Origin of the sequence: Solibacillus sp. CAU 1738 (assembly GCF_039888725.1) — a bacterium.
In the GTDB taxonomy this organism is placed as follows: Bacteria; Bacillota; Bacilli; order Bacillales_A; family Planococcaceae; genus Metasolibacillus.
In genome coordinates this window covers 22,667-46,960 of record NZ_JBDQQN010000012.1, presented here as the reverse complement: position 1 = coordinate 46,960, position 24,294 = coordinate 22,667, and the positions used below count along the sequence as shown (strand labels likewise).

20 protein-coding genes are annotated in these 24,294 nt (G+C 38.4%); 7 read left to right on the top strand and 13 right to left on the bottom strand.

From position 1 onward, the window contains the following. The first annotated feature begins 807 nt into the window (after window positions 1-807). The gene (locus AAFN87_RS19580; protein WP_347792746.1) at window positions 808-1,965 is read left to right on the top strand and encodes a YhgE/Pip domain-containing protein; all 1,158 of its coding nucleotides are present in this window, start codon (window positions 808-810) and stop codon (window positions 1,963-1,965) included. 69 nt (window positions 1,966-2,034) lie between these two features. Further along, a complete protein-coding gene (locus tag AAFN87_RS19575; RefSeq protein WP_347792745.1) occupies window positions 2,035-2,586 on the top strand; it encodes a PadR family transcriptional regulator in 552 nt (183 codons plus the stop codon). 188 nt (window positions 2,587-2,774) lie between these two features. On the opposite strand, the gene rlmD is transcribed toward AAFN87_RS19575, so the two are convergent. From rlmD to AAFN87_RS19555, 5 genes are all read right to left on the bottom strand, one after another. After that, the gene (gene rlmD, locus AAFN87_RS19570) at window positions 2,775-4,136 is read right to left on the bottom strand and encodes a 23S rRNA (uracil(1939)-C(5))-methyltransferase RlmD (RefSeq protein WP_347792744.1); all 1,362 of its coding nucleotides are present in this window, start codon (window positions 4,134-4,136) and stop codon (window positions 2,775-2,777) included. A gap of 331 nt (window positions 4,137-4,467) precedes the next feature. After that, window positions 4,468-4,572, bottom strand: a complete 105-nt coding sequence (gene cydS, locus AAFN87_RS20115; RefSeq protein ID WP_481886499.1) for a cytochrome bd oxidase small subunit CydS family protein — start codon at window positions 4,570-4,572, stop codon at window positions 4,468-4,470. A 12-nt stretch (window positions 4,573-4,584) separates the two neighbouring features. Beyond that, the gene (locus AAFN87_RS19565) at window positions 4,585-5,610 is read right to left on the bottom strand and encodes a cytochrome d ubiquinol oxidase subunit II (protein ID WP_347792743.1); all 1,026 of its coding nucleotides are present in this window, start codon (window positions 5,608-5,610) and stop codon (window positions 4,585-4,587) included. Continuing rightward, entirely contained in the window at window positions 5,607-6,953 is a 1,347-nt protein-coding gene (locus AAFN87_RS19560) for a cytochrome ubiquinol oxidase subunit I (protein ID WP_347792742.1), read from the bottom strand. The genes AAFN87_RS19565 and AAFN87_RS19560 overlap by 4 nt, the downstream gene beginning before the upstream one ends. A 209-nt stretch (window positions 6,954-7,162) precedes the next feature. Continuing rightward, window positions 7,163-8,077: a diacylglycerol kinase gene (locus tag AAFN87_RS19555; protein WP_347792741.1), complete on the bottom strand. Its 915-nt coding sequence runs from the start codon at window positions 8,075-8,077 to the stop codon at window positions 7,163-7,165. Window positions 8,078-8,599: 522 nt separating this feature from the next. Here AAFN87_RS19555 and AAFN87_RS19550 point away from each other — a divergent pair. From AAFN87_RS19550 to AAFN87_RS19530, 5 genes are all read left to right on the top strand, one after another. Continuing rightward, complete coding sequence (locus AAFN87_RS19550) at window positions 8,600-10,231, top strand: peptide ABC transporter substrate-binding protein (RefSeq protein ID WP_347792740.1); 1,632 nt, start codon at window positions 8,600-8,602, stop codon at window positions 10,229-10,231. Between the two features lie 112 nt (window positions 10,232-10,343). Further along, window positions 10,344-11,273, top strand: a complete 930-nt coding sequence (locus tag AAFN87_RS19545) for an ABC transporter permease (protein WP_347792739.1) — start codon at window positions 10,344-10,346, stop codon at window positions 11,271-11,273. After that, window positions 11,273-12,208 carry an ABC transporter permease gene (locus AAFN87_RS19540; RefSeq protein WP_347792738.1) on the top strand — a complete coding sequence of 312 codons (936 nt, stop codon included), beginning with the start codon at window positions 11,273-11,275 and terminating at the stop codon, window positions 12,206-12,208. Before AAFN87_RS19545 ends, AAFN87_RS19540 begins: the two co-directional genes overlap by 1 nt. Before the next feature lie 14 nt (window positions 12,209-12,222). Continuing rightward, complete coding sequence (locus tag AAFN87_RS19535; protein WP_347792737.1) at window positions 12,223-13,281, top strand: ABC transporter ATP-binding protein; 1,059 nt, start codon at window positions 12,223-12,225, stop codon at window positions 13,279-13,281. After that, on the top strand, window positions 13,271-14,185 hold the full coding sequence (locus tag AAFN87_RS19530) for an ABC transporter ATP-binding protein (protein WP_347792736.1): 915 nt from the start codon (window positions 13,271-13,273) through the stop codon (window positions 14,183-14,185). Before AAFN87_RS19535 ends, AAFN87_RS19530 begins: the two co-directional genes overlap by 11 nt. A gap of 114 nt (window positions 14,186-14,299) precedes the next feature. On the opposite strand, the gene AAFN87_RS19525 is transcribed toward AAFN87_RS19530, so the two are convergent. The 8 genes from AAFN87_RS19525 to ligA form a co-directional block, all read right to left on the bottom strand. After that, window positions 14,300-14,857: a thioredoxin family protein gene (locus AAFN87_RS19525; protein WP_347792735.1), complete on the bottom strand. Its 558-nt coding sequence runs from the start codon at window positions 14,855-14,857 to the stop codon at window positions 14,300-14,302. Window positions 14,858-15,135: 278 nt separating this feature from the next. Further along, window positions 15,136-16,656: a hypothetical protein gene (locus AAFN87_RS19520; protein WP_347792734.1), complete on the bottom strand. Its 1,521-nt coding sequence runs from the start codon at window positions 16,654-16,656 to the stop codon at window positions 15,136-15,138. Window positions 16,657-16,669: 13 nt separating this feature from the next. Then, complete coding sequence (locus AAFN87_RS19515; protein ID WP_347792733.1) at window positions 16,670-17,467, bottom strand: cupredoxin domain-containing protein; 798 nt, start codon at window positions 17,465-17,467, stop codon at window positions 16,670-16,672. 176 nt (window positions 17,468-17,643) lie between these two features. Further along, the gene (gene gatB / locus AAFN87_RS19510) at window positions 17,644-19,071 is read right to left on the bottom strand and encodes an Asp-tRNA(Asn)/Glu-tRNA(Gln) amidotransferase subunit GatB (RefSeq protein ID WP_347792732.1); all 1,428 of its coding nucleotides are present in this window, start codon (window positions 19,069-19,071) and stop codon (window positions 17,644-17,646) included. Between the two features lies 1 nt (window position 19,072). Further along, window positions 19,073-20,536 carry an Asp-tRNA(Asn)/Glu-tRNA(Gln) amidotransferase subunit GatA gene (gatA, locus tag AAFN87_RS19505; protein WP_347792731.1) on the bottom strand — a complete coding sequence of 488 codons (1,464 nt, stop codon included), beginning with the start codon at window positions 20,534-20,536 and terminating at the stop codon, window positions 19,073-19,075. A 21-nt stretch (window positions 20,537-20,557) separates the two neighbouring features. Further along, a complete protein-coding gene (gene gatC, locus AAFN87_RS19500; RefSeq protein WP_347792730.1) occupies window positions 20,558-20,848 on the bottom strand; it encodes an Asp-tRNA(Asn)/Glu-tRNA(Gln) amidotransferase subunit GatC in 291 nt (96 codons plus the stop codon). Window positions 20,849-21,096: 248 nt separating this feature from the next. Then, the gene (locus tag AAFN87_RS19495) at window positions 21,097-22,269 is read right to left on the bottom strand and encodes a CamS family sex pheromone protein (protein WP_347792729.1); all 1,173 of its coding nucleotides are present in this window, start codon (window positions 22,267-22,269) and stop codon (window positions 21,097-21,099) included. A gap of 14 nt (window positions 22,270-22,283) precedes the next feature. Beyond that, window positions 22,284-24,284, bottom strand: coding sequence for an NAD-dependent DNA ligase LigA (gene ligA, locus AAFN87_RS19490; RefSeq protein WP_347792728.1), 2,001 nt, complete (start codon window positions 24,282-24,284; stop codon window positions 22,284-22,286). Window positions 24,285-24,294: the final 10 nt, after the last annotated feature.

The window sequence follows — 24,294 nt, the reverse complement described above, 5'->3', positions numbered from 1 at the left end:
TAACTCCAACCATGCTACCGCTTCGCAATGTGGTGAGTGTTGACTGTTGACACAAAATTATAACAGGGATGTAGTTGGTTCTCCAAGACTTCCTGTCATACCCGCTAAGCCAATTAATCGAACAAATTCCTTCTTATGAAACCACCCTGCCAAAATAAATGAACGAGTTTGCAAATTCCGATGGGGATTTTAACAGATCGTTATGTGCCAATTTTTTCTAATTATTGGTACCACAATTACAGGTTTAGGTACAATATCTGCTATTTTGTTTTTCCAATGATTTCTGTTCCTAATAGCCTTTACTCTATGTATATGATTTTCATGTAACGGTAAACCTTGTTGTTCAGAATAGTTTTTTTATTTGAATTTGGTCAGAGGTTTTTTGTTCGATAAATACAATAAAAAAGTTTGAATCTTGGATTTTTTCAGGTCTCATATATGATATTTTCATTTTCTCCTCAATCTGTACTTCGCTTATAAACAAAAAATAGAAAATGGACGGAGGGATTGGGGTACCCCCTTTTCTATCCATTCTTTATCCATTTGGTTTGCACAACTTTATTTCTAATAAGCAAGAGTCTATTTATGCTTTAATACACTCAATCCAACCAATCAACCGCTTTACAATGTGATATCAGTAAGGGTTAGTAGATTTTCGAGGAAGTATAATTTTATGTATATGTATTCCTCCAGGTGCTAATGAAATAAAAAAGTGAGTATTGACTACAAAGTTCAAGAAGAGTATAATTTTTCCACGCTACTCTAATTAGAGTACTCTAATTCGATATAGACGGGAGAATGTTCAATTTGCAAGTTTTCAAAAAGATTATTAAGATACCAGCAATTCGTAATGCACTCATCATGGCAGGTTTCTATCAAATTGTTTTTATTGCTATTTTTATGTATGGCTATACTGCGGTACCGAAGAACATCGATAAGCTTGATGTCGCAATTGTCAATCAGGACGGTGAAGCTGGTCAGGCGATGATGGATAGCTTTACAAGTCAATTGCCTTTTAACACTGTTAAGGAAAGTTCGTTAGAGAAAGCAAAGGAAAAACTTGATAAACGTGAAATTTACTTTATCATTTCTTTGCCCGCAGGTTTTACGGAGAGTTTGCAGAAACAAGGGGAGAAGAGTACGCTTGACTTCTATATAAATGAGGCGAATCCACCACTTGTCACAGAGGCATTGGCACAAGTGGCTACAGAGATGACGGCTTCGATTAATAAAGAGATTGGAATAAACGGTATTGAGGGGACACTTACCAGCCTACATATGCCTGCTGATCAAGCAAAGGAACTAGCCTTGGCACTTCCAAATAAGCTAGAGTCAAATATTCATAAAACAGCCGTAGTCCCAGAAGGTATGAATCATCAGATGGCACCATTCTTCCTAACAATGGTTTCCTATATTGCTGCCATGGTTTATTCCATGACGACAGGGAATGTACTTCTTGGAGTGAAACAGCATTTTGGAAAATGGAAATCATTCTGGTCTATGCAAGTTTTGAATGTTCTCGTTTGCTTAATTGCGCCATTACTTGGTATCATTGTCTACTTTGCAATCAGTGGAGGATTTGATTGGAGTGTATTCGTAAAAGTTTGGCTTTCCCATTCACTAGAAATGATTGTGGCAGTTGAATTCATGACAATTTTCGCCTTTCTTTTCCGAACAAATGCAATGTATGCGAATTTGCCTTTCATGATATCACAGGCAGTTGCGTGTGGTGCAATGATGACAACAAGTATGATGCCATGGATTTTCAAGGCACTTAGCCATGTATCTATCATGTTTCACAGTGTACAAGCCGATTACATCCTTTTGTTCGGTGGTAGTGGAGCGGCAGGGCACTTGTGGAAACTAGCACTTATTGGCGTTGTAGCCTTTATTCTTGTTCTAGTAGTTCATCAGTTACTTCCTGTCAAAAAGCTGGAGGCCAAAACGGAGACACGTGCAGCCTAGTTAGAAATGGTGTAAACTTATCCTTAGTGAGAAGTATAGTTTTAATTGCTGGGAGGTCTAGCCATACCCATGTCACTACAAATTTTTATTCTAGGTATTCTTTCAGAAGGGCATCATCATCCATATGATTTGAAGCGGATTTTCAAAAAAAATAATATAGGTGAGGATTTCACGATAAACGATGGAAAACTGTATTACAACTTCGATTCTTTGCTAAAAAAAGGCTGTATTGAAATGATTGAAGTTGTTCATGAAGAGAATCGCCCTGCTCGAACTGTATATGGGATTACAGATAAAGGTAGAGAAGTATTGAAGGAAAAAATCTACAAAAGTTTATCTAACTTTCAAGGAATACGTTCCATTTATTCCTCGGTCATCTTCATTAAATATACCGATCTTGAAAAATCAGCTTTTTTGCTAGCAGAACAGGTTGCAAAATTGAAAGAAAAAATTGCTCACTATGATCAGGTATGGGAGCAGTTGGAAGATAAGACACCGCCGGCTTTTCACCTTATCTCAGATTACACACATAATCAAATGCGAGTAGATCTTGTTTGGCTTGAAAAGGTAACAAAATTTGTCCAGGATGGCTTATGGCTTGATGGACGATCTGAGTTTTAATGGTGAGGCTAAGTCATAACGAGCCGTAGATTGAAGAAAAGGAATGCGCCCACCAGTTTATTGTGGGCGCATTTCTGTTTGTCTGTGGTTTAAAAAATAGTTCCTCAATTCCCCCGAACCAATAGTCCGAGGGAACGTAATACACACATCATTATTCAAGAAAAACGGCTAAACCTATTGCCACCAAGCTACTTCAACTCTATCAACGCCACGCACTCCACATGTGTCGTATGCGGGAACATATCAACTGGCTGTACTTCCTGCGTTTTATAGCCGCCATCCTCTAAAATGCGCAAGTCGCGAGCTAGTGTTGCTGGGTTGCAGGATACATAGACAACGCGCTTCGGCTTTTGCTCGATAATTGTGTTCAACAATGCCTCATCACAGCCTTTACGTGGTGGATCGACTACGAGGACATCTGCTTCCTTGCCTTCTTTATACCAGCGAGGGATTACTTCTTCAGCTGGGCCAGCTTCGAAATACGTATTTGTGAAGCCATTAATTTCAGCATTGCGTTTAGCATCCTCAATTGCTTGTGGGACAATTTCTACCCCCATTACATAGCCCGCTTTTTGAGCTAAAAACAGTGAAATAGAACCGATGCCGCAGTATGCATCGATCACACGTTCATTGCCTGTTAGCTGTGCATAGTCCAGTGCTTGCTTGTACAACACCTCTGTTTGCTCAGGGTTTACTTGGTAAAATGAGCGTGCTGATATTTCAAAACGTACATTACCGATCGTATCTTCAATCGTATCTTTACCCCAAAGAGTGACTGTTTCATTCCCAAAGATGACATTTGTTTTTTCGCTATTTACATTTTGGATAATGGACGTCACATTCGGTACTAGTTCACGTATTTTAGCAACGGCTGCCTCTGCTTGTGGGAATTTACGAGATTTCGTCACAAGAACAACCATTACTTCATTTGTTGCGCGTCCTTTTCGAACAACGACGTGGCGCAGCATACCTTGATGTGTTTCTTCATTATAAGGGCGTACACCAATAGCAGCGAGCTCACCTTTTAATCCTGATAAAATAGCATCTGCCTCTCCTGTTTGAATGAGACAGCGTTCCATATCTACAATCGAATGTGATTTAGATTTATAAAAGCCTGCAATTGCTCCGGTCTCACTTTGTGCAAACGGAATTTGCGCTTTATTGCGATATTGCCATGGGTTGTCCATTCCTTTTACCGGATGGACTGGTGCATCAATTTTGCCGATACGCTTCATCACATTTTCAACCATGCTGCTCTTCCATTTAAGCTGTCCTTCATAGGAAAGATGCTGTAGTTGACAGCCTCCACATTGGGCAAAATATTGGCAAGGAGCATCTACTCTGTCTAGTGATGGCTCGATAATATTTACTACTTTCGCAAAGCCATAGTTTTTCAATGTTTTTAATACATGAATTTCGACTGTTTCGCCCGGTAGCGCCCCGGCAATAAATAATGGATAGCCATCAATTTTTGCGACACCATTCCCGTCATGTGTTAAATCTTCTATATAAACTGTTCGTTGATCATTTTTTTTAATTGGTGCAGTCATATTCCGTCCTCCATCTTTTCAATTTCTCTATTGTAACATGACTACATTAGAAAAGTACAAGCGCCCCGTTTAGTCCAGACAGCTGCTTGCAGACGGGAATCCTATCTAGTTGGCATAGTTCAAACTCAACAAAAATTTGCTATTTAAAAGTTATGAATTCAACTACTCATTGCATTTTACTTTACCTAGTGAATAGGTGACAATTTTTTAGTTGATTGTAGTGAAGGCTGGGCGACTCCTTGGGGATTAGCGTCCCAGCCGTAACGGAAATCAACCTGCTGCCAATGATTTTAAAAACTCACGAGACTATCCATTAGTCCCGCACGCCTAGTTATTCTTTATTCACAATTTTATCTTTCGGTGCAATTAGAAACGCCACAATAACCGAAAACACTACAATGATAAATGGGGCAACAAAAATTAGAAAGTTACTCATTTTGCATCCTCCTTAAGCATGGTCATCTTGTTTACCTGTTACATAATCTTTATTAAATAAAAACAGCTTAAATAATAAATACAAAGAAGGTAGCAATAAGCACAGACCTAATACAAAGACAATCACAAGCCCAATAGCCATCGCCTCATTCGTGAAACTATCGTAAATCGTTAAATATGGATATAGCAAATACGGGTAATGTGAAAAACCATATGCGAAAAATGCTAAGGCAAACTGGCCAAATAATAAGACGACTGCCATCCCGTAATTTCTTTTTCTCCATATTAACCAAACTGTGATTAAAAATAGTACAGCAGAAATTGCGAACATCCATGAAAAATCAATTATATTTTCAAATCGTTCAAGGTTATGATCTTTAAGTTCATAAATAATGCCAAGTGCTGTTATGGCCAGTGGAGCTGCCCAAATTAAAGAGTATTTTCGCATTAAATTAGAGGCGCTTTCATCTCCAGCTTTCCTGGCATACCATGTTAAAAATACAGCTGAAATATACAGCACAGCGACAATACTAAGCGCCACAATACTCCATGAAAATGGACTTGTATAAAGTGCCCAATAATCTAACTTCGGCTGCCCATTTACCATCTCTACAAAGCCACCTTCTGAAATCGTAAAAACAACTGAAAGAGAAGCTGGAATGAGTAGACCTGATAAACCGTAAGCAAATGCGTAGCCTTTATGACCACTAGATCCATATGATTCAAATGCATAATATGAACCTCGAATGGCTAATAACAGAATCGAAATACTGACTGGAACGAGTAAAATTGTACCGTAATAAAAAGCGGTTTGCGGGAAAAAGCCAACCATCCCAACAAAGAAAAATACTAAAAAGACGTTTGTCACTTCCCATACAGGGGACAAATAACGCTTGATAATACTCGCTAATACATCGGATCGATTCGTAATTAAACTATAGGCATTGAAAAATCCTGCGCCAAAGTCGATGGAAGCGATAATGACATAGCCATACAAGAAAATCCATAGCACCGTAATGCCTAGAAGCTCTAAATTCATTGTAAATCACCGCCCCTTTCTGCTATACGGTCCGCTATTTCTTGCTCAATTGGATTATTTCGGAACATACGTCTTAAAACGACGACGCTACCAATACCTAATACTAAATAAACAATCGAAAAGAGGATGAGCATTAAATCGACGCTATCACTTGTAGTTGCTCCTTCAGCTGTTCGCATGATGCCACGCAAAATCCAAGGTTGCCTGCCGACTTCAGCCAACCACCAGCCTGTTTCAATTGCAATAATAGCTAACGGACCGCCCATTACGATAATCCACCTAAACCATTTTGCATTTGTAAATGTCCATTTCCGCCATTTTCCTACAACAAATACAAGTGCAACGAGCGCTAAAAACATGCCGATAAACACCATAATATTAAACAAATAATGAATATAGAGTGGTGGTCTTTCATCTTCTGGGAACTGATCTAGGCCAATTACTTCTGCATTTGGATTATTATGCGCTAAAATACTGAGCCCCCAAGGAATATTAATAGAGTACTTCACTTCTCCGTCATCTAATACACCAAAAAGAATTAGAGTAGCGCCTTTTTCTGTTTCAAAATGCCATTCTGCTGCAGCTAATTTTTCTGGCTGATACTCCGCTAAATATTTTCCTGAAAAATCGCCAACGACTGCCGTTGCAATGGAAAACACAAGCCCTAGCTTCATCATTAAATACAAAGACTTTTTATGATATACATGATCCGAACCTCTTATTAAGCGGTATGCTGCAATTGATGCGAGTACGAATGCCGCTGTCATATAGGCAGTCGTTAATACGTGCGCTACTTTCGTTGGCATTGCTGGGTTGAACATTGCGAGAACTGGCTGGATATTCACTATCTGCCCATTTACAATATCAAACCCTTGCGGTGCATTCATAAAAGCATTAACTATTGTGATGAAAACAGCTGACATTGAAGCTCCGATCGCTACTGGAATGAGCAAAAGCATATGCTTTTTTTGACTTTCAAAACGATCCCATGTATATAAATAAATGCCTAAAAAGATCGCTTCAAAGAAAAAAGCGAATGTTTCCATAAACAAGGGTAGCGCAATTACTTGTCCGGCTAGCTGCATAAAGTTTGGCCACAAAAGCGATAGCTGCAAACCAATCGCTGTACCTGTCACAACACCTACAGCTACTGTAATAACAAAGCCTCGCGCGATACGCCTTGCGAGCAAAATGTAATGTTCATCATTATTTTTATAGCCTACCCACTGCGCAATCATAATCATTAGCGGTACGCCAACACCAATCGTCGCATAAATAATATGGAATGATAGCGTGAGCTCTGTTAGCACACGACTCCAAAAAACAGCAGACTCATTAATCAACTATGTTTACCTCCTATCCGAATAATCGACCGACAAATGACAGTAGCATAATTGTGGCTACCGCAAAGCTTAAAATAATGAGCCATTTCTCTTGTTTTTTATACAATGAAACATCCCCTTTCTATCACTATGTCCATTCAAAAAAAATTGAATTCATGCATAGAAATAAAAAAGGCCTGAAAGTTCCAAAAAACTTTCAAGCCGTGAGCTTACACTCTATCTTCCTCACGAATCTCGTCGATTGGAACAAATACTTCAATATGACGTTTTAAATTTTGGAAAACAGCGGGTGCATCTCCGCCATACTCACCATCTAAGTTTAGGTGAACATCTTCCTCGGATGTGACTTTCACATTGCTTGCTTTGCGGTAAATAAGGTTGGGATCATTTAAATGATCTCCGCGTAGTGCTAGTGATGCTATTTTAATGAAATCTGCTATAGAGCATTCTTTTAATACCATCACTGTAAATAAACCATCGTTTATTGAGGCATCTGGTGCAATCTTTTCAAAGCCGCCAACAGAGTTTGTAAGGCCACATAAAAACATCATCGTTTTGCCTTCAAATATTTCACCATCAATGTCGATTTTCATGTGTGTCGCTTTAATAGAAGGAATCATTTCAATGCCCTTTAAATAATAGGCTAGCTGACCAAGCATCGTTTTCATCTTACTAGGCACTTCATAGGTAAGCTCGGTAATACGACCACCAGCTGCAATATTAATAAAGTAACGCTCATTATTCATCAAACCAACATCGACTGGAATCGTATCACCTTTAATAATGATATCTAGTGCTTCTTCGATTTTACGTGGGATACGGACAGCTCGTGCAAAATCATTGGTCGTCCCCATCGGAATAAGTCCAAGCTTTGGTCGATTTTCGCATTGGCTAATCCCAGCTACGACCTCATTTAACGTACCATCACCACCAACTGCGATGACAATGTCAAATTTACGTTTTACCGCTTCTATTGCAGCGATCGTTGCATCTCCTGCTCCTGTTGTAGCGTGGCAAGACGTTTCGTAGCCCGCCACCTCTAACTTTTCGAGCACTATTGGTAAATGTTTCTTAAATAATTCACGACCTGAAGTAGGGTTATATATAATTCGGGCTCTTTTCATATTTTTCTCTCATCCTGATTTTCTTTATTTTTACATACATTCTTTCTTATTAAAGGTCCCTTTTAAAGGTTCCTTTATTTACTAATATCTATTTTAACTGAGTTCTTTCCTTTTTACATCAAATAAGACACAACAATATCTACAAATTGTGTCCATTACATAATATCACCAAAAACGTAATTCCTATTCCCACCACACACTACACTCCATAGATGCTCCCAAAAAAAGTGATTCCCATATAAAAATCTAATTTTGATTTAACGCTCCGATGTTGCCTATCTATAGATAGATAAAAATGGGAAAATATATCATAATATACAAAAATAATAATTACATATTTTACATTTAATATGCAAAACAAACATTTATATGTAATAACTACCATTTAATGGTCTTCAATAGTGAAAAAATATTGTATTTTCAGTATTTTTATATTTATTTATTATCAATTTTCTGATATATTAAAAGAGCATTAATATTATAGCAATATATAATGCATAAATTTTAATAGGAGGTTTTACAATGAAATTCAACAAATTTCTATTGCTATCTATTGTACTAGTACTTTCACTAGCGCTAGCTGCATGTGGTACTGGTGATGAGAAATCATCAGGCAGTGAAGATAAAGGTTCAGAAAGTGCAACTAAAGAACTTAACTTAACATTTGCTTCTGAGCCACCTACACTTCACCCAGCCTTAGCAACTGACACAACTTCTGGTTCTGTTATTACAAACATTTTTGAAGGTTTAATGACTATGGTTGACGGTAAGCCTGTTGAAGCGGCTGCTGAAAGCTACGAAATATCAGAAGATCTACTTACGTATACATTTAAATTACGTGATGCAAAATGGACAAACGGTGATGCTGTAACTGCGGAAGATTTCAAATACTCTTGGTTATGGGCATTAAACCCAGAAAATGCATCTGAGTACTCTTCAATTCTTTACCCTATCAAAGGCGCTGAAGCTTACAACCTAGGTGAAGCAACTGCAGAAGATGTAGCTATTAACGTAGTAGATGAAAAAACAATTGAAGTAACATTAGAAGCACCAACTCCATATTTCTTAGAGTTAACTGCTTTCAAAACAATGTACCCAATTCACCCAGCTACTTCTGAAGAAAACCCAAAATGGTTTACTGAAGTAGACACAATCGTTTCAAATGGTCCATTCACTCTAACTGACTGGGTACATAACGGTTCAATGGTATTAGAAAAATCAGATACTTACTGGGATGCTAAAAACGTTAAAATTGACGTTGTAAACATTACAATGGCAGAATCTGAAACAACTGAAATGACAATGTTCGACTCTGGTGAAATTGACTACTTAGGTGCTCCATTCGGTTCAATTCCTCTAGATGCAATCGATCGTTTAAAATCAGAAGGTTCATTAAACATTACTGATCAGTCAGGTGTTTACTGGTACAAATTCAACTCTACAGATGAAGTAACTTCGAACGTAAACATTCGTAAAGCACTTACTTTAGCAATTGACCGTGAAGGTTTAATTAAAAACATTACTAAAGGTGAGCAACAACCAGCTTTAGGGATGGTTCCTAACTCTGTAGAAGGCTTCGGTGATGATGAAGGTTATTTCGCTGACGCTGACTTTGAAACTGCTAAAGAATATTTAGCTAAAGGTTTAAAAGAACTTGGCTTAGCTAGCCCAAGTGATTTAACAATTGCTATTTCTTACAATACAAGTGAAGCTCACGCAGCAATCGCTCAATTCATCCAACAAGGTTGGACTTCAAACTTAGGTATCAATGTGAAACTTGACAACTCTGAATGGCAAGTTTACTTGGATAAATTAAATAACCTTGACTACCAAGCTGGTCGTATGGGATGGGTAGCTGACTATAATGATGCATACTCATTCTTAGAGCAATTTAATTCAGCAGCTAACGGCAACAACGATACTGGTTGGGAAAATGCTAAATACGCTGAATTATTAAAACAATCTACAAAAGAAACTGATCCACAAGCTCGTATTGATTTATTAAAACAAGCTGAAGCAATTTTCATGGATGAAATGCCAGTAGCACCTATTTACTTCTACACTAATCTTTCAACTCAAAAAGACTACGTGACTGGAATAGATGCAGATGCTTTAGGAAACATCTTCTTAAAATACGCTGATGTTAACAAATAATTAAATCAATCATTATACACATGAAAGGCTGCTTAAACTGACATTTCAGTTTCAAGCAGCCTTTCATAATACTAACGAATATTCTAAATTATGAAAAAAGGAGGTTATTTCATTGCTCGGTTATATTTTTAAACGTTTAGTTTATATCATCATTGCAATGTACTTAATTATTTCAGCGACATTTTTCTTAATGCAGCTCGCTCCAGGTAGTCCCTTTGCAAGTGAACGGGAATTACCAGCAGCAATTGAAGAGCAGCTAAATGCAAAATATGGGTTAGATAATCCATGGTATGTGCAATATAAAGATTATTTAGTGTCAACAATGACTTTTGATTTTGGTGAGTCAATGAAATATAAAGGTCGTTCAACAAACGATATTATTGCAGAAAGCTTCCCAATCTCAGTTGCCCTCGGTTTACAGGCAATGATTTTAGCAATTGGTTTAGGTGTATTACTAGGTATCATTTCTGCCCTTTACCATAATAAACTTCCTGACTATGTGTCTACTGTAATTGCAATTTTAGGTATTTCCGTACCTTCCTTCATTCTTGCGGGATTATTGCAATATTATCTGTCCTTCAAAGCTGGATGGTTCCCTGTAAGTGGATGGAAAGGATTTACCTACACAATTTTACCATCACTAGCTATCGCTCTTGGTCATGCTGGCTCTATCGCAAAACTGACTCGTTCAAGTATGTTAGAACAATCGAATAGTGATTACGTAAAGCTAGCTCGTGCGAAAGGACTCGGCAAATGGACTACCGTGTTTAAGCACACACTACGTAATGCTCTATTGCCAGTTGTCACATATTTAGGACCTTTATTAGCAGGTGTTATTACAGGTAGTTTCGTTATCGAGCAAATTTTCGCGATTCCTGGTTTAGGTCGCCACTTCGTTACTTCGATTACGAACCGAGATTACACTGTCATCATGGGGACAACAGTGTTTTTTGCTATCATTTTATTATTCGCTGTATTAATTGTAGATATTTTATACAGTGTAATAGATCCGCGAATTAAACTGAAAGGAGCGAAAAAATAATGGCTCAAAACGATCCAAATCTTGAAAAAATATCGCCAGACATGTTTAAAGTCGTTGGTGGGCGCTTTAATGAAACTGAACAGCTTTCACAAAAGCAAGTCTCTTTCTGGAAAGAAGTATTTTATCGCTTCTCTCAAAATAAATTGGCTTTAATCGGCCTAGTGATTTTATTTATTATTATGGGTATGGCCATTGTAGTGCCTTTTGTTTCACAGTATAGCTATGACCAGAATGTTGGTCTTTACAATACAGCACCTTCTGCTGCACACTGGTTCGGTACTGACGATTTAGCACGTGACATGTTCGTCCGTGTATGGGAAGGTGCACGCATTTCCTTATTTATCGGTTTAACAGCGGCTGCAATCGATTTAGTCATTGGTGTCCTATGGGGCTGTATTGCAGGACTTTCTGGCGGTCGCGTAGATAATATTATGATGCGTATCGCTGACGTATTAACAGCTGTTCCATACCTATTAGTCGTGATCATTCTATTAGTAGTAATGGAACAAGGCTTGATTCCATTAATTATCGCCCTTTCAATTACTGGTTGGGTAGGCATGGCCCGTATCGTTCGTAGTGAAGTACTATCTATTAAAAACCAAGAGTATGTACTAGCATCTCGTACTTTAGGTGCAAACAAATGGCACTTAATTAAACGTCACCTTATTCCAAATGCAATGGGTGCGATTATAGTAACGATGACATTAACAATTCCTAGCGCAATCTTCACTGAATCCTTCCTAAGTTATTTAGGACTTGGTGTTCAAGCTCCAATGGCTAGCTGGGGGACAATGGCTTCTGAAGGTTTCAAGGCGTTAACTTCAGCACCTTGGCGTTTGATCTTCCCAGCAGTGTTTATTTCGTTAACGATTTTTGCATTTAACGCAGTTGGGGACGGACTTCGTGATGCGCTAGATCCGAAATTACGTAAATAAGGAAGGTGTACGAGATGAAGAAAAAAGTATTAGAAGTAAAAAACTTACGTATTAATTTCAAAACGTATGCCGGTGTCGTACAAGCTGTTCGTGGCGTAAATTTCGAACTTTATGAAGGCGAAACATTGGCAATCGTTGGTGAATCAGGTTCAGGTAAAAGTGTTACGAGTAATGCTTTAATGAAATTGATTCCACAGCCACCTGGCATTTATGCGGATGGGCAAATATTATTTAATGGTAAGGACATTATTCCATTATCAGAAAAAGAAATGATGAGAGTTCGCGGTAATGATATTGCGATGATATTCCAAGATCCGATGACAGCATTAAATCCAACAATGCGTATCGGACTTCAAATTACAGAAGTGATTTTAAAACATAAAAAAGTATCGACACGTGATGAAGCAAAACAACGTGCCATACAATTGCTCGATCAAGTTGGTATACCTTACCCAGAAAAACGTTTCCGTGCTTACCCTCACGAACTTTCTGGTGGGATGCGTCAGCGTGTGGTCATCGCCATTGCTCTAGCAGCTGATCCAAAGCTATTAATTGCAGACGAACCAACAACAGCGCTTGACGTAACAATCCAAGCACAAATTTTAGAATTAATGAAAGAAATCCAAAAGAAATCAAATACGTCTATTATTTTCATTACGCATGATCTTGGTGTAGTAGCGAATATTGCTGACCGTGTAGCTGTAATGTATGCAGGACAAATTGTTGAGTATGGTACAGTAAATGACATATTCTACAATCCAAAGCACCCGTATACTTGGGGCTTGCTTGGCTCAATGCCTGACTTGGATAACGATGCAGATGAACTATTACGAGCTATTCCAGGTTCTCCGCCAAACTTAATTAGTCCACCAAAAGGCGATGCATTCGCTTCTCGTAACGAATTTGCGTTAGCAATTGATTTTGAAAAAGAGCCACCAATGTTTAAAGTATCTGACACACATTACGCAAAAACTTGGCTACTCCATCCTGATGCGCCAAAAATTCCGCTGCCAGAATCAGTAGCACGCCGTATTGAAGGCTATCAAAAGGAGGCGAATAACAATGGCCAATAAAATTTTAGAAGTCAAAGGTTTAAAGCAACATTTCGGCACTAAGAAAGCTCCTATTAAAGCAATCGATGGTATTAGCTTTGAAGTATATGAAGGCGAAACACTTGGTCTTGTAGGGGAATCTGGTTGTGGAAAATCTACAACAGGTCGTTCTATTATTCGTCTCTATGACATTACTGAAGGAGAAATCCTTTTCAAAGGTAAAAATATTAATGAATATAAATCACGCAAAGACGCTTTGCAATTCAACCGTGAAATGCAAATGATCTTCCAAGATCCATATGCATCATTAAATCCACGTATGACTGCTGGTGAAATTATTGCAGAAGCATTTGATATTCATGGTCTTTACAAAAAGAAAGCAGAACGCCGAGAAAAAATCGGTTCTTTACTTGAAGCAGTTGGATTAAATCGTGAACACGCAAACCGCTATGCACATGAATTCTCAGGTGGTCAGCGTCAACGTATCGGTATTGCTCGTGCTTTAAGCTTAGATCCAAGCTTCATCATTGCCGATGAGCCTATTTCTGCACTTGACGTTTCTATCCAAGCACAAGTAGTTAACTTATTAAAACAATTGCAAAAGGAACGCGGCTTAACGTATTTATTCATCGCCCATGACTTATCAATGGTCAAATACATTAGTGATCGTATTGCTGTTATGTATCGTGGACGTATTGTGGAGTTAGGTGATGCAGATGAAATTTACAACCACCCTATTCACCCGTATACGAAATCACTACTTTCTGCTGTTCCTCAGCCGAACCCAGAATTTGAGCGTACACGTGTACGTATCCCATACAAGCATGAAGAAGTACCAGCTGGTGCAAAAGTGATTGAAGCACGTCCAAAACACTTCGTTCTTGCAACAGATGAGCAGCTAAAAAGCTGGTTAAAAAATGACTAAAAAAACAGTAGGCTATCCCAAAAGTGAGTAAATTCACTTGGGATAGCCCTTTTTATTGTTTATCGCAGATTAACGGGCAGTATGACTCCCACTGAAGATTCACTTTATATTAAGTTAAGATAATGTCGGTTCAATTGCTTGTTTGAAGCTATTGTATACATAGTTCCAAATCTCTGCATCTTTTGTATAGCGGTCACGCATTGTTGTGTACATTTCTAATTGAGCTTGTTCAAAGCTTGGATCCTCTTTATCAGGTAACTTTGCACGTAAGTCCATTACTAATTGTTGCAATTCTGGTGCACGTGGACCCCATTTAGCGACAACTTCCCCTTCATTGTTTAACACTAAGTAGATTGGAATTGCACGTCCACCATTAGTTAAATAACGGTCAATTAAATCCGTATCTGCATCACGTAATGTTGCATGCATTTCTATGTTTGCTGCCTCAGCTACTTTACGGATAATCGGATTATTTAACATCGCATCCCCGCACCAGTCTTCAGTAATAACGAGCAAATGATAGCCACTATTTTTTAGTTTTACAAAAAAATTATCATTTGGTACTTCAAATTGATTGTAAATTTCAAAACTCAGTTCCTTCAGCTGCGTCATATTTTCCATATATTCTTGGATTGATACCGCTTCTTCAAAATATTGTTGTTCTGTTTTCACACCATAATCCCCCTTAGTTCATTTATATCTATTGTGCATCGCAAGTAATTTTTTTACAACTAATTATACTAAACTTTAAATCAGGTTACTTTCATAATTCATTGTCATATTAATAAATACGAATGTCGTTAAAGAACTTACAGACATCTATACTTTTCCACCCTACAAAAATATCTGTGTCCTTTATGAAAAATCCCCTATTACTAAAGGATAAAACAAGAGCTGTTTCAATAAGTGACAAAAAATCATCTCTTTGAACAGCTCTCTCTAAATTATCTTTATTCTGTTACTAAAAATGACATACGAATTGCTGGCATTGCTGAACCAGGATGATCATTTACATACGATAGTTGCGGCAAGATTGTCATATCATAGCCTTCATCCTCTTGCACATAGATTCCTGGGTACATATCAATAATATGATGGCCTGTCTCACCTGTTGCATACACATCGAACGTTAAATCACCCATACTATTAAACGCACACATATAGCCAATATAAGCATTGTCATATGTTAAATAATAAGCATTATCAAACTCTGTCCAGCCACCACCTTTAATGGTAACTTTAATTTTTGTACCAACTGGACCAGATTTCGGCTCGAAGCTAACTATCGATGGCAAAATACGCAAATACGTTTGTCCGTAGCTTTCACCTTCGACTTGTATATCGATTAAGTGTGGAATTCCTCCTAAATCATCGGGTACGGCGAAATTATACGTAATATGGCCGTTACTATCACTTTTCCCTTTGCCTAAATCAACAATTTCCTTACCATAACCGGTCCCACTTACTCGACTTCCGCGCATCGTATTAAAAATAAATTGCACGTCCTTATCTTTCGGTAAACCTGTTGCTGTAATGGATACTTCCTCACCAACTATCGCTTCATTCTTATTAATTGTAACTTCTACACCGTTTTTATTTACTGCGCTTGCTTGCTTCGCGCCGCCGTGTGCTGCTACTGGTGCAGGCTCTACATAATTATTAATATTTGCAGCAACACCTTCAGTTACTTCAAATATCATGTCGGGTACATCACGATCACCAAACGGACCTTGTGCATAGTTTAAATAACCACTACCTATAAATCCGGTACGCAAGCTAATCATTTTCTTTCCAATTGGCCCAGCTGCGCGAATTTTCGCTTCACCCGTACCATTAGTTGAAATAGCAGACATAAAGCCTGTGTATTTATTGTCATACGTTAGCATCCAGTTACGTTGATAGGTTGACCAACCAATACCTGTTGCTTTAATCGTAATTTCTGTACCAACTGGACCACTTTCAGGCTCCATCGTAAACTTCGTCTCTACTGAAAAACCGACTTGCCCAATCTTTTTGCCACCCTGTGCAACCCAAATCGTAGACTTCCCTCCAAAACCTTCTGGTACGGTAAAAGTACTACTCCAATTGCCTTGTGCATCGACCATTCCTTCAACGATAATTTCATCTTTTTCGGTAAAATTTAAACCGATAAAGCGATAACTATCTTCTACAATATACTCGCCTTCCACTCGATTCCAAATTAACTGTGCAGATTCATTTGGCTGCAATTCATCAATGGTAAATTCTATTTCATCTCCAACAAAGCCTTTCTCTACAGCAAGCGTAATATTATTTTTCATTTTATCTTGCTGCTGCTCTACTGCTTGGTTAGAGTTTTGTTGTTCCTTTTTCGCACTTGCGGATTCTATCTTATCATTTGTAGGCTCTGTTCCTTCTTTTTCTGTACATGCTGCTAGTAACAAGATTAATAGAAATGCTGTAAATAAAGTATAAGTTTTACGGTAATTCATATGAGGATCCCCCTTAAACGACTACGAGTGTAACTACCATATCGCTATGCCCTGGCCCGCAAAATACATTACAAAAAACGCGATATTCACCTGGCTCAGTAAGCATAAACTTTAGTTCTCCATCCTGCTGTAAACTTACATCCATACCTTCTATGGCAACTCCGTGCATTCCTTCTTCAGACTTTAATGTTAACGTCACTTCTTCATTAGCCTTTACGTAAAATGTTTTTTCACCATTTGGCCCTTTAAATTCAAAGTTCACTCCAATAATATCCACTTTTTGATTTGTTTCAATATTACTTAAATCTTCTTCAGATTGACTTGGCCCTGCTGCCGATACTTTATTTCCAGCAATAATAGTTAATAATGATGGTGCAACGTTAAATGGCTTGAATTCTCCTACGCGGTCATTCAATGTTGCCTTTACTGTATAGCCTAATTGCCCTGTTGGCGTATCTTCTGTTACTGGATATACAGCTACCCAGAAATTATCCTCACCATGTGGACCATACTTCATATCTATCACTTCACCAGTCGATAAATGTACTTGCAATACTGCATCCTTTACTTGCTCATTCGTTAAACCATCTACTACATTATTACGAAATACGATTAAATCGCCCGGCGCAAACTGGCTTGCTAATACACAGCCTAATTGCTCAGACACGATATCCCCCGTCACAACAAGCTGACCAACTACTTCTTTTGCCCCTACTTCCAGCTTGTTGCTTTCCGTATTTTCTTGTGTGCCTTTGCACCCAGCAGTTAATATCACTATCCCGATTATACAAATCACTAAAAATCTCTTCATACTATACACCTCTTTTGTTATAGTAAAATACTGTTTAAAGCAGAGAAAAATGCACAATAAACATATACTTATGCATACTTTCAATTATATTGAATTTCAGTAATAAAAATACTAGACAAAAGACTGAGAAAAAAAAACACGCGTATCGGTTTGACCGATACACGTGCCTAAAAAAATTAGCGTTTATTAATTTCTTCCATAAGGATCTGGTTTGTTAATTGTGGATTTGCTTGTCCTTTAGAAGCTTTCATAATTTGACCAAGAAGTGCTTTAATCGCACGGTCTTTACCAGCTTTGAAGTCTTCTACTGATTTTGCATCGTTGTCTAATACTTCTGTTACGAAGCCAAGAATAACAGCTGGATCAGAAATTTGAACTAAGCCTTTTTCTTTCACGATTTTCGCTGCGTCTCCACCATTTGCTACTAGCTCCGTGAAAACTTTTTTCGCGATTTTTGATGAAATCGTTCCATCAGAAATTAATTTTACCATGCCTGCTAAATTTTCTGGTGTAAGTGCTGTATCTTTTAGTTCTTTGCCTTCTGCGTTTAAGTATGCAGAAACATCACCCATTAACCAGTTAGCAGCTAATTTCGCATCTGCGCCAGCTGCTACTGTTGCATCGAAGAAATCAGAAATATCTTTGCTCACAACAAGTACGGCTGCGTCATATGCTGTTAACCCAAGCTCTGTTTCATAACGAGCTTTACGAGCATCTGGCAATTCAGGAATTGACGCTTTTACGCGCTCCAACCATGCATCATCGATTGATAAGTGCACTAAGTCAGGCTCTGGGAAGTAACGGTAATCATCCGTCCCTTCTTTGACACGCATTAAAATTGTTTTCCCTGTTTTCTCATCAAAACGACGTGTTTCTTGCTCAATCTCACCGCCAGAACGTAATACTTCCGCTTGGCGTACTTCCTCATGCTCTAAACCTTTACGAACAAAGTTGAAAGAGTTTAAGTTTTTAAGCTCTGCCTTTGTACCAAACTCTTCTTGACCGTATGGACGTAAAGAAATGTTAGCATCACAACGAAGTGAGCCTTCCTCCATACGAACGTCTGAAACGCCTGTATATTGGATAATTGATTTTAATTTTTCTAGATATGCATACGCTTCGTTTGGTGTGCGAATATCCGGCTCAGATACGATTTCTACAAGTGGTGTTCCTTGACGGTTGAAGTCTACTAATGAATAGCCATCCGCGTGCGAAAGTTTACCCGCATCTTCTTCCATATGAAGGCGTGTAATACCAATACGTTTTGTATAACCATCTACTTCGATTTCGATCCAGCCATTTTTCCCGATTGGCTTATCAAATTGTGAGATTTGGTATGCTTTCGGATTGTCCGGATAGAAATAGTTTTTACGGTCAAATTTTGTTTCTTGTTCGATTTCCATGTTTAATGCAAGTGCTGCACGCATTGCGAAATCTACAACGTTTTTATTTAATACAGGTAATACACCTGGGTAACCTAAATCGATTACAGATGTGTTTGTATTTGGCTCAGCACCGAAGTGGTTTGGTGAGCTTGAGAATATTTTAGATTCAGTTTTAAGCTCAACGTGTACTTCTAAACCGATTATTGTTTCAAAGTTCATGTTATTTTACCTCCCAAATTTGAGGTGTTTTTGTATTGAAATCCGTTGCTTGCTCGTAAGCATATGCAGTACGGTAAATTGTTTCCTCATCGAAGTGCTTACCGATAATTTGTAACCCTAGTGGTAAACCATTTTCAAAGCCACATGGAATTGAAATTGCTGGTACACCTGCTAAGTTAATCGGAATAGTTAAAATATCGTTTGCGTACATTGTCATTGGATCATCTACATTTTCACCAATTTTAAATGCTGGTGTTGGCGCAGTAGGTCCGATAATAACGTCATAGTTTTCAAATACTTTGTCGTAATCTTGTTTGATTAATGTACGAGCTTGTTGTGCTTTTTTGTAATACGCATCGTAAGTACCCGCAGAAAGTGAGTATGTTCCAAGCATAATACGACGTTTTACTTCGTCACCAAAACCTTGTGCACGTGTTTCTTTATAAAGCTCCATTAAATTTTTCACGCCTTCAGCACGGAATCCATAACGAATACCGTCGAAGCGAGAAAGGTTTGACGAAGCTTCTGAAGAAGAAAGGATATAGTAAGCTGCTAATGCGTATTTTGAGTGAGGAAGTGAAACTTCTTCTACAGTAGCGCCTTGAGCTTTTAGAACTTCCAGTGCGTCAAGTACTGACTGACGCGCAGCTTCGCCAACGCCTTCGCCTAGGAATTCTTTTGGAACAGCGATACGAAGACCTTTAATGTCACCGTTTAATGCTGCCGCGTAGTTTGGTACAGGTACGTTTGCTGATGTCGAATCGTTTGCATCCACACCAGAAATTGCTTCTAATAATAAAGCGTTATCACGTACATTACGTGTAATTGGTCCGATTTGGTCTAAAGATGATGCGAAGGCAACAAGACCAAAACGAGATACACGACCGTACGTCGGTTTCATCCCTACAACACCGCAATATGCTGCTGGCTGACGAATTGAACCACCTGTATCAGAACCTAGTGAAAATGGTACTTCACCTGCTGCTACTGCCGCTGCAGATGCACCTGAAGAGCCTCCTGGTACATGTTCAATATTCCAAGGGTTTTTAGTTGTTTTATATGCAGAGTTTTCATTAGAAGAACCCATTGCGAATTCGTCCATGTTTAATTTACCAATTGTAATCATGCCTGCTTCGCGTAGTTTTTTCACTACTGTTGCATCATAAATTGGCATAAAGCCTTCAAGGATTTTAGAAGCACAAGTTGTTTCTAAGCCTTCTGTTACGATATTGTCTTTTACCCCGATAGGTAAACCGAATAAAGGTCCACGTTTCTCGAATGGCACTTTATCCATTTCAGCCGCTTGTGCTGTTGCTTGTTCTTTGTTTAATGCTAAAAATGCTTGCACATCGCCTTCTAATGCTTCAATGCGTGCGTAAGCTTCATTTGTTAATTCAGCGATTGTTAATTCCCCATTATGTAGGCTTTCTTGTAACTCTTTCGCTGAGCGTTCAAATAATGTCATGAGGGTCCCTCCTTTTATGTTTTAGTCTAAAATTGATGGTACTTTAACTTGACCTGCTTCTTGCTCTTTTACGTTTAGCATCATTTTTTCACGTGGTAAGCCTTGTCCAGCTACATCCTCACGCATCACGTTTACTAATGGTAATACGTGTGTTGTTGGTTCAACGTTTGTTGTATCTAATTCATTAAGTTGCTCGGCGAAATCTGTAATTTTACCTAATTGCTCAGCAAATTTTTCTGCCTCTTCTTCTGTAATTGCAAGTCGCGCTAAGTGTGCTACGTGCTTTACTTCTTCTTTTGTTAATTTTGCCATTTCTTACACCTCCGAATAAAGGATAAATTCATTATTTTTATTTAAATAAATAAGGCTTAGTAAAGTTAACCATGCCAATAATCATAACATTTTTCATTTTAAAAATCATAGCTTTGAAAAAAATAACGAAACTTCTCAACAATGTTAGCCCAATTATCGTCATATGACACACTAAAGCGATAAAGCGATAATAAAACTAAAAATAAAACAGTGCAACCGCTGGAGGTTACACTGCTTTTTCAGAGGTTTCACTCATAAATATGGACAAAGGGCTTGTTATTATTACGCTCTTTTTTTATTAATGCTTCTGGTCCGTTTACTGACGTAATACTTACACTAATATTTATATCTTTCGGTAATTGATCAAGCATGACACCTGTTAAATATTGCGTGAAGCCAATTAGCTCCGCCGTACCGTAAAATTGAATCGGAATTTCAATTTCCAAACTTTGAATCTTTTTGTTTTGATAAAAACCTGTACCAATTACGCTCGTAAAGTTGGAGAAATATTTATCGACTTCTTGTTTAAATTTTTGGAAACTCGTGTTCATTTCGCGGTATATATCATCTGGTGAAGACATTGGGAATGTAATGTATTGTTCATCCAATGCCACCCAATCTTTTAAACTATTCTGTCCACTTTTTGCAACACTATACGCAAAATATGTGCCCGGTACAATTGAATTACGCGCTTCTTGCTTAAATAAGCCGATAACGATTGGCACATCTGCTAGCTCTGGAATTGCTCGTAGACGAGTTATGACTTCAGCAGCTATTTCTTTTCCCGCTTTTTCAAGCTCAGCTGTTGGAATAGGTTCCTCGTAATATTCACCGTACTGTTCTTTTTGATAATAATAAATGGAGTTTAGCGCAAGTCCAATTGAGACGCCACCTAGCTTTACTTTATTATCATCTGTCATTGTTAAATAATTTTGCTCAACAATATGTGATAAATAAATAGGAGCTTTTTGTGCTCTAACAACTGGATCCATTTCTTTCTCATTTTCATCTAAGCTAGAAGGATTAAGCCCTTGCAACTCCGGTCCTTTATCCTTCGTTTGGTTTTCACGCGCAAGCCAATAGCTAACAGTTTCAGCAGATAAATATTGTCCCTCCTGGAAGAAGTATTTATCGGTACTAAATTCGTTTTGTGAAATACGCATTAAGCCATTTTCTACTTCCTTCATATCATATTTCGTATGAATATTCGATACGACAAGCCCTCTACTGGCGCTTTCTTTATACGGAATTAAAGTTTTATAATAGTTTTCACTTAATTGTATATTTGGGATAATTGTCGTTTCTACTTCTGTATCATCTGGCTTCTGTACCATTTCAGTATCTTTCTTTAATGAAGGGGTACAACCAGAAAGTAAGACGACAGTTGCTAATATCGCTGACATCCAGCGAAATCGAGTCATTGGTCAAAACTCCTTTACTGTTGTAATTGTTCGATTAGGCGGTTTTCATCCCAAATTTCGATACCTAAACTTTGTGCTTTATCTAGTTTAGAGCCCGCATCTTCTCCGGCAATTACAAGGTCTGTCTTTTTACTTACACTACCTGTTACAATACCGCCTAACTCTTCTATTTTCGCCTTTGCTTCGTTACGTGTCAATTGCTCCAATTTGCCTGTTAACACAATTGTTTTCCCTGCAAACGGATTGGCACCAGCTTCAACTTGGATCTTCTTGCCTTTATAAGTCATATTAATACCGACATCTGCTAGGCGAGTAATAAGCAGTTGCACTTCTTCATTTTCAAAATATGCAACAACGGAATCAGCCATTTTTTCTCCGATTTCATGAATGGCTGTAAGTTCTTCTTTCTTCGCTTGCATTAGGGCATTCATTGTTTCATATTGCTCCGCTAATATTTTTGCTGCTTTTTCTCCTACATGCCGAATGCCTAAGCCAAATAAGAGACGCTCTAAAGAGTTCTCTTTTGAACGCTCTAGTGCTTCAACTAAATTAGTAGCTGATTTTTGCCCCATACGCTCAAGCTCGACTAACTGTTCAATTTGTAATAAATAAAGATCAGCCACATTATGAATATAGCCTTCACGTAGTAGTTGCTCTACAACCTTTTCGCCAAGACCATCGATATTCATCGCATTGCGTGAGACAAAATGTTTTATACCTTCTGCAATTTGAGCAGGGCAAGTTGGATTGACACAACGTAAAGCCACTTCACCTTCTAAACGAATAAGTTCACTATCACACGCGATACAGTGTGTCGGCATTTCGTATGGTTTAGAATCATCCGGGCGTTGCTCTAAAATGACGCCAACTACTTCTGGAATAATATCGCCCGCTTTACGAATAATGACAGTGTCACCTATGCGAATATCTTTTTCACGAATTAAATCTTCATTATGCAAGGAAGCACGCCCCACTGTTGTACCTGCTACTTGTACTGGCGCTAGAATAGCAGTAGGGGTAATCACACCTGTACGCCCTACAGTTAAATCAATATCAAGCAACGTTGTGACGACTTCTTCTGCTGGGAACTTATAAGCAATCGCCCAGCGTGGACTTTTCGCTGTAAAACCAAGCTCATCTTGATGTGCATAACGGTTTACCTTAATAACAATACCATCAATTTCATACGGTAAATCATTCCGCATTGCAGTCCACTTTTCTATAAACGTTAATACGTCGTCAATTGTTGCACAAACTTCGCGTTCACGGTTTGATGGGAACCCAAGAGTTTGTAAGTAATCAAGCATTTCCCCGTGACTATCGATTGAGTACGCTTCACCGTCTCCTCCAACTGCATAAATAAACGTCGATAGTTGACGACTTGCTGCAATTTTAGGATCCAACTGGCGCAATGAACCTGCCGCAGCGTTACGAGGGTTAGCAAATAATTCCTCGCCATTTTCCGCACGTGCCTCATTTAAGCTTTCAAATGATTTTTTTGGCATATACGCCTCTCCGCGTACTTCAATTGTCACCGGCTGTTTTAAACGTAGTGGAATCGCACGAATCGTTTTTAAGTTCGCTGTTATATCTTCACCAACTTGCCCGTCCCCACGTGTTGCGCCTTGTACAAAGACACCATTTTCATAGCGTAAAGCAATCGCAAGGCCATCTATTTTCAGCTCACAAACATACGAAAAATCATCACCAATCGCTTGACGAATTTTACGGTCGAAATCCCGTAAATCAGCTTCGTTAAAAGCATTGGATAAGCTAAGCATCGGGGTAGCATGTGTTACTTTTTGGAATCCTTTTAACACTGCACCACCGACACGTTGCGTTGGAGAATCTGGATAAATAAGTGAAGGATTCGCCTCTTCTAGCGCTATTAATTCATGTAAAAGCTGGTCATAAACAGCATCGGATACAACTGGTTTGTCCAACACGTAATACGCATAACCATAATCGTGTAACAATTGATTGAGCTCAGCTATTCTTTTTTCAATTTCGTTCATTGTAGTCCTC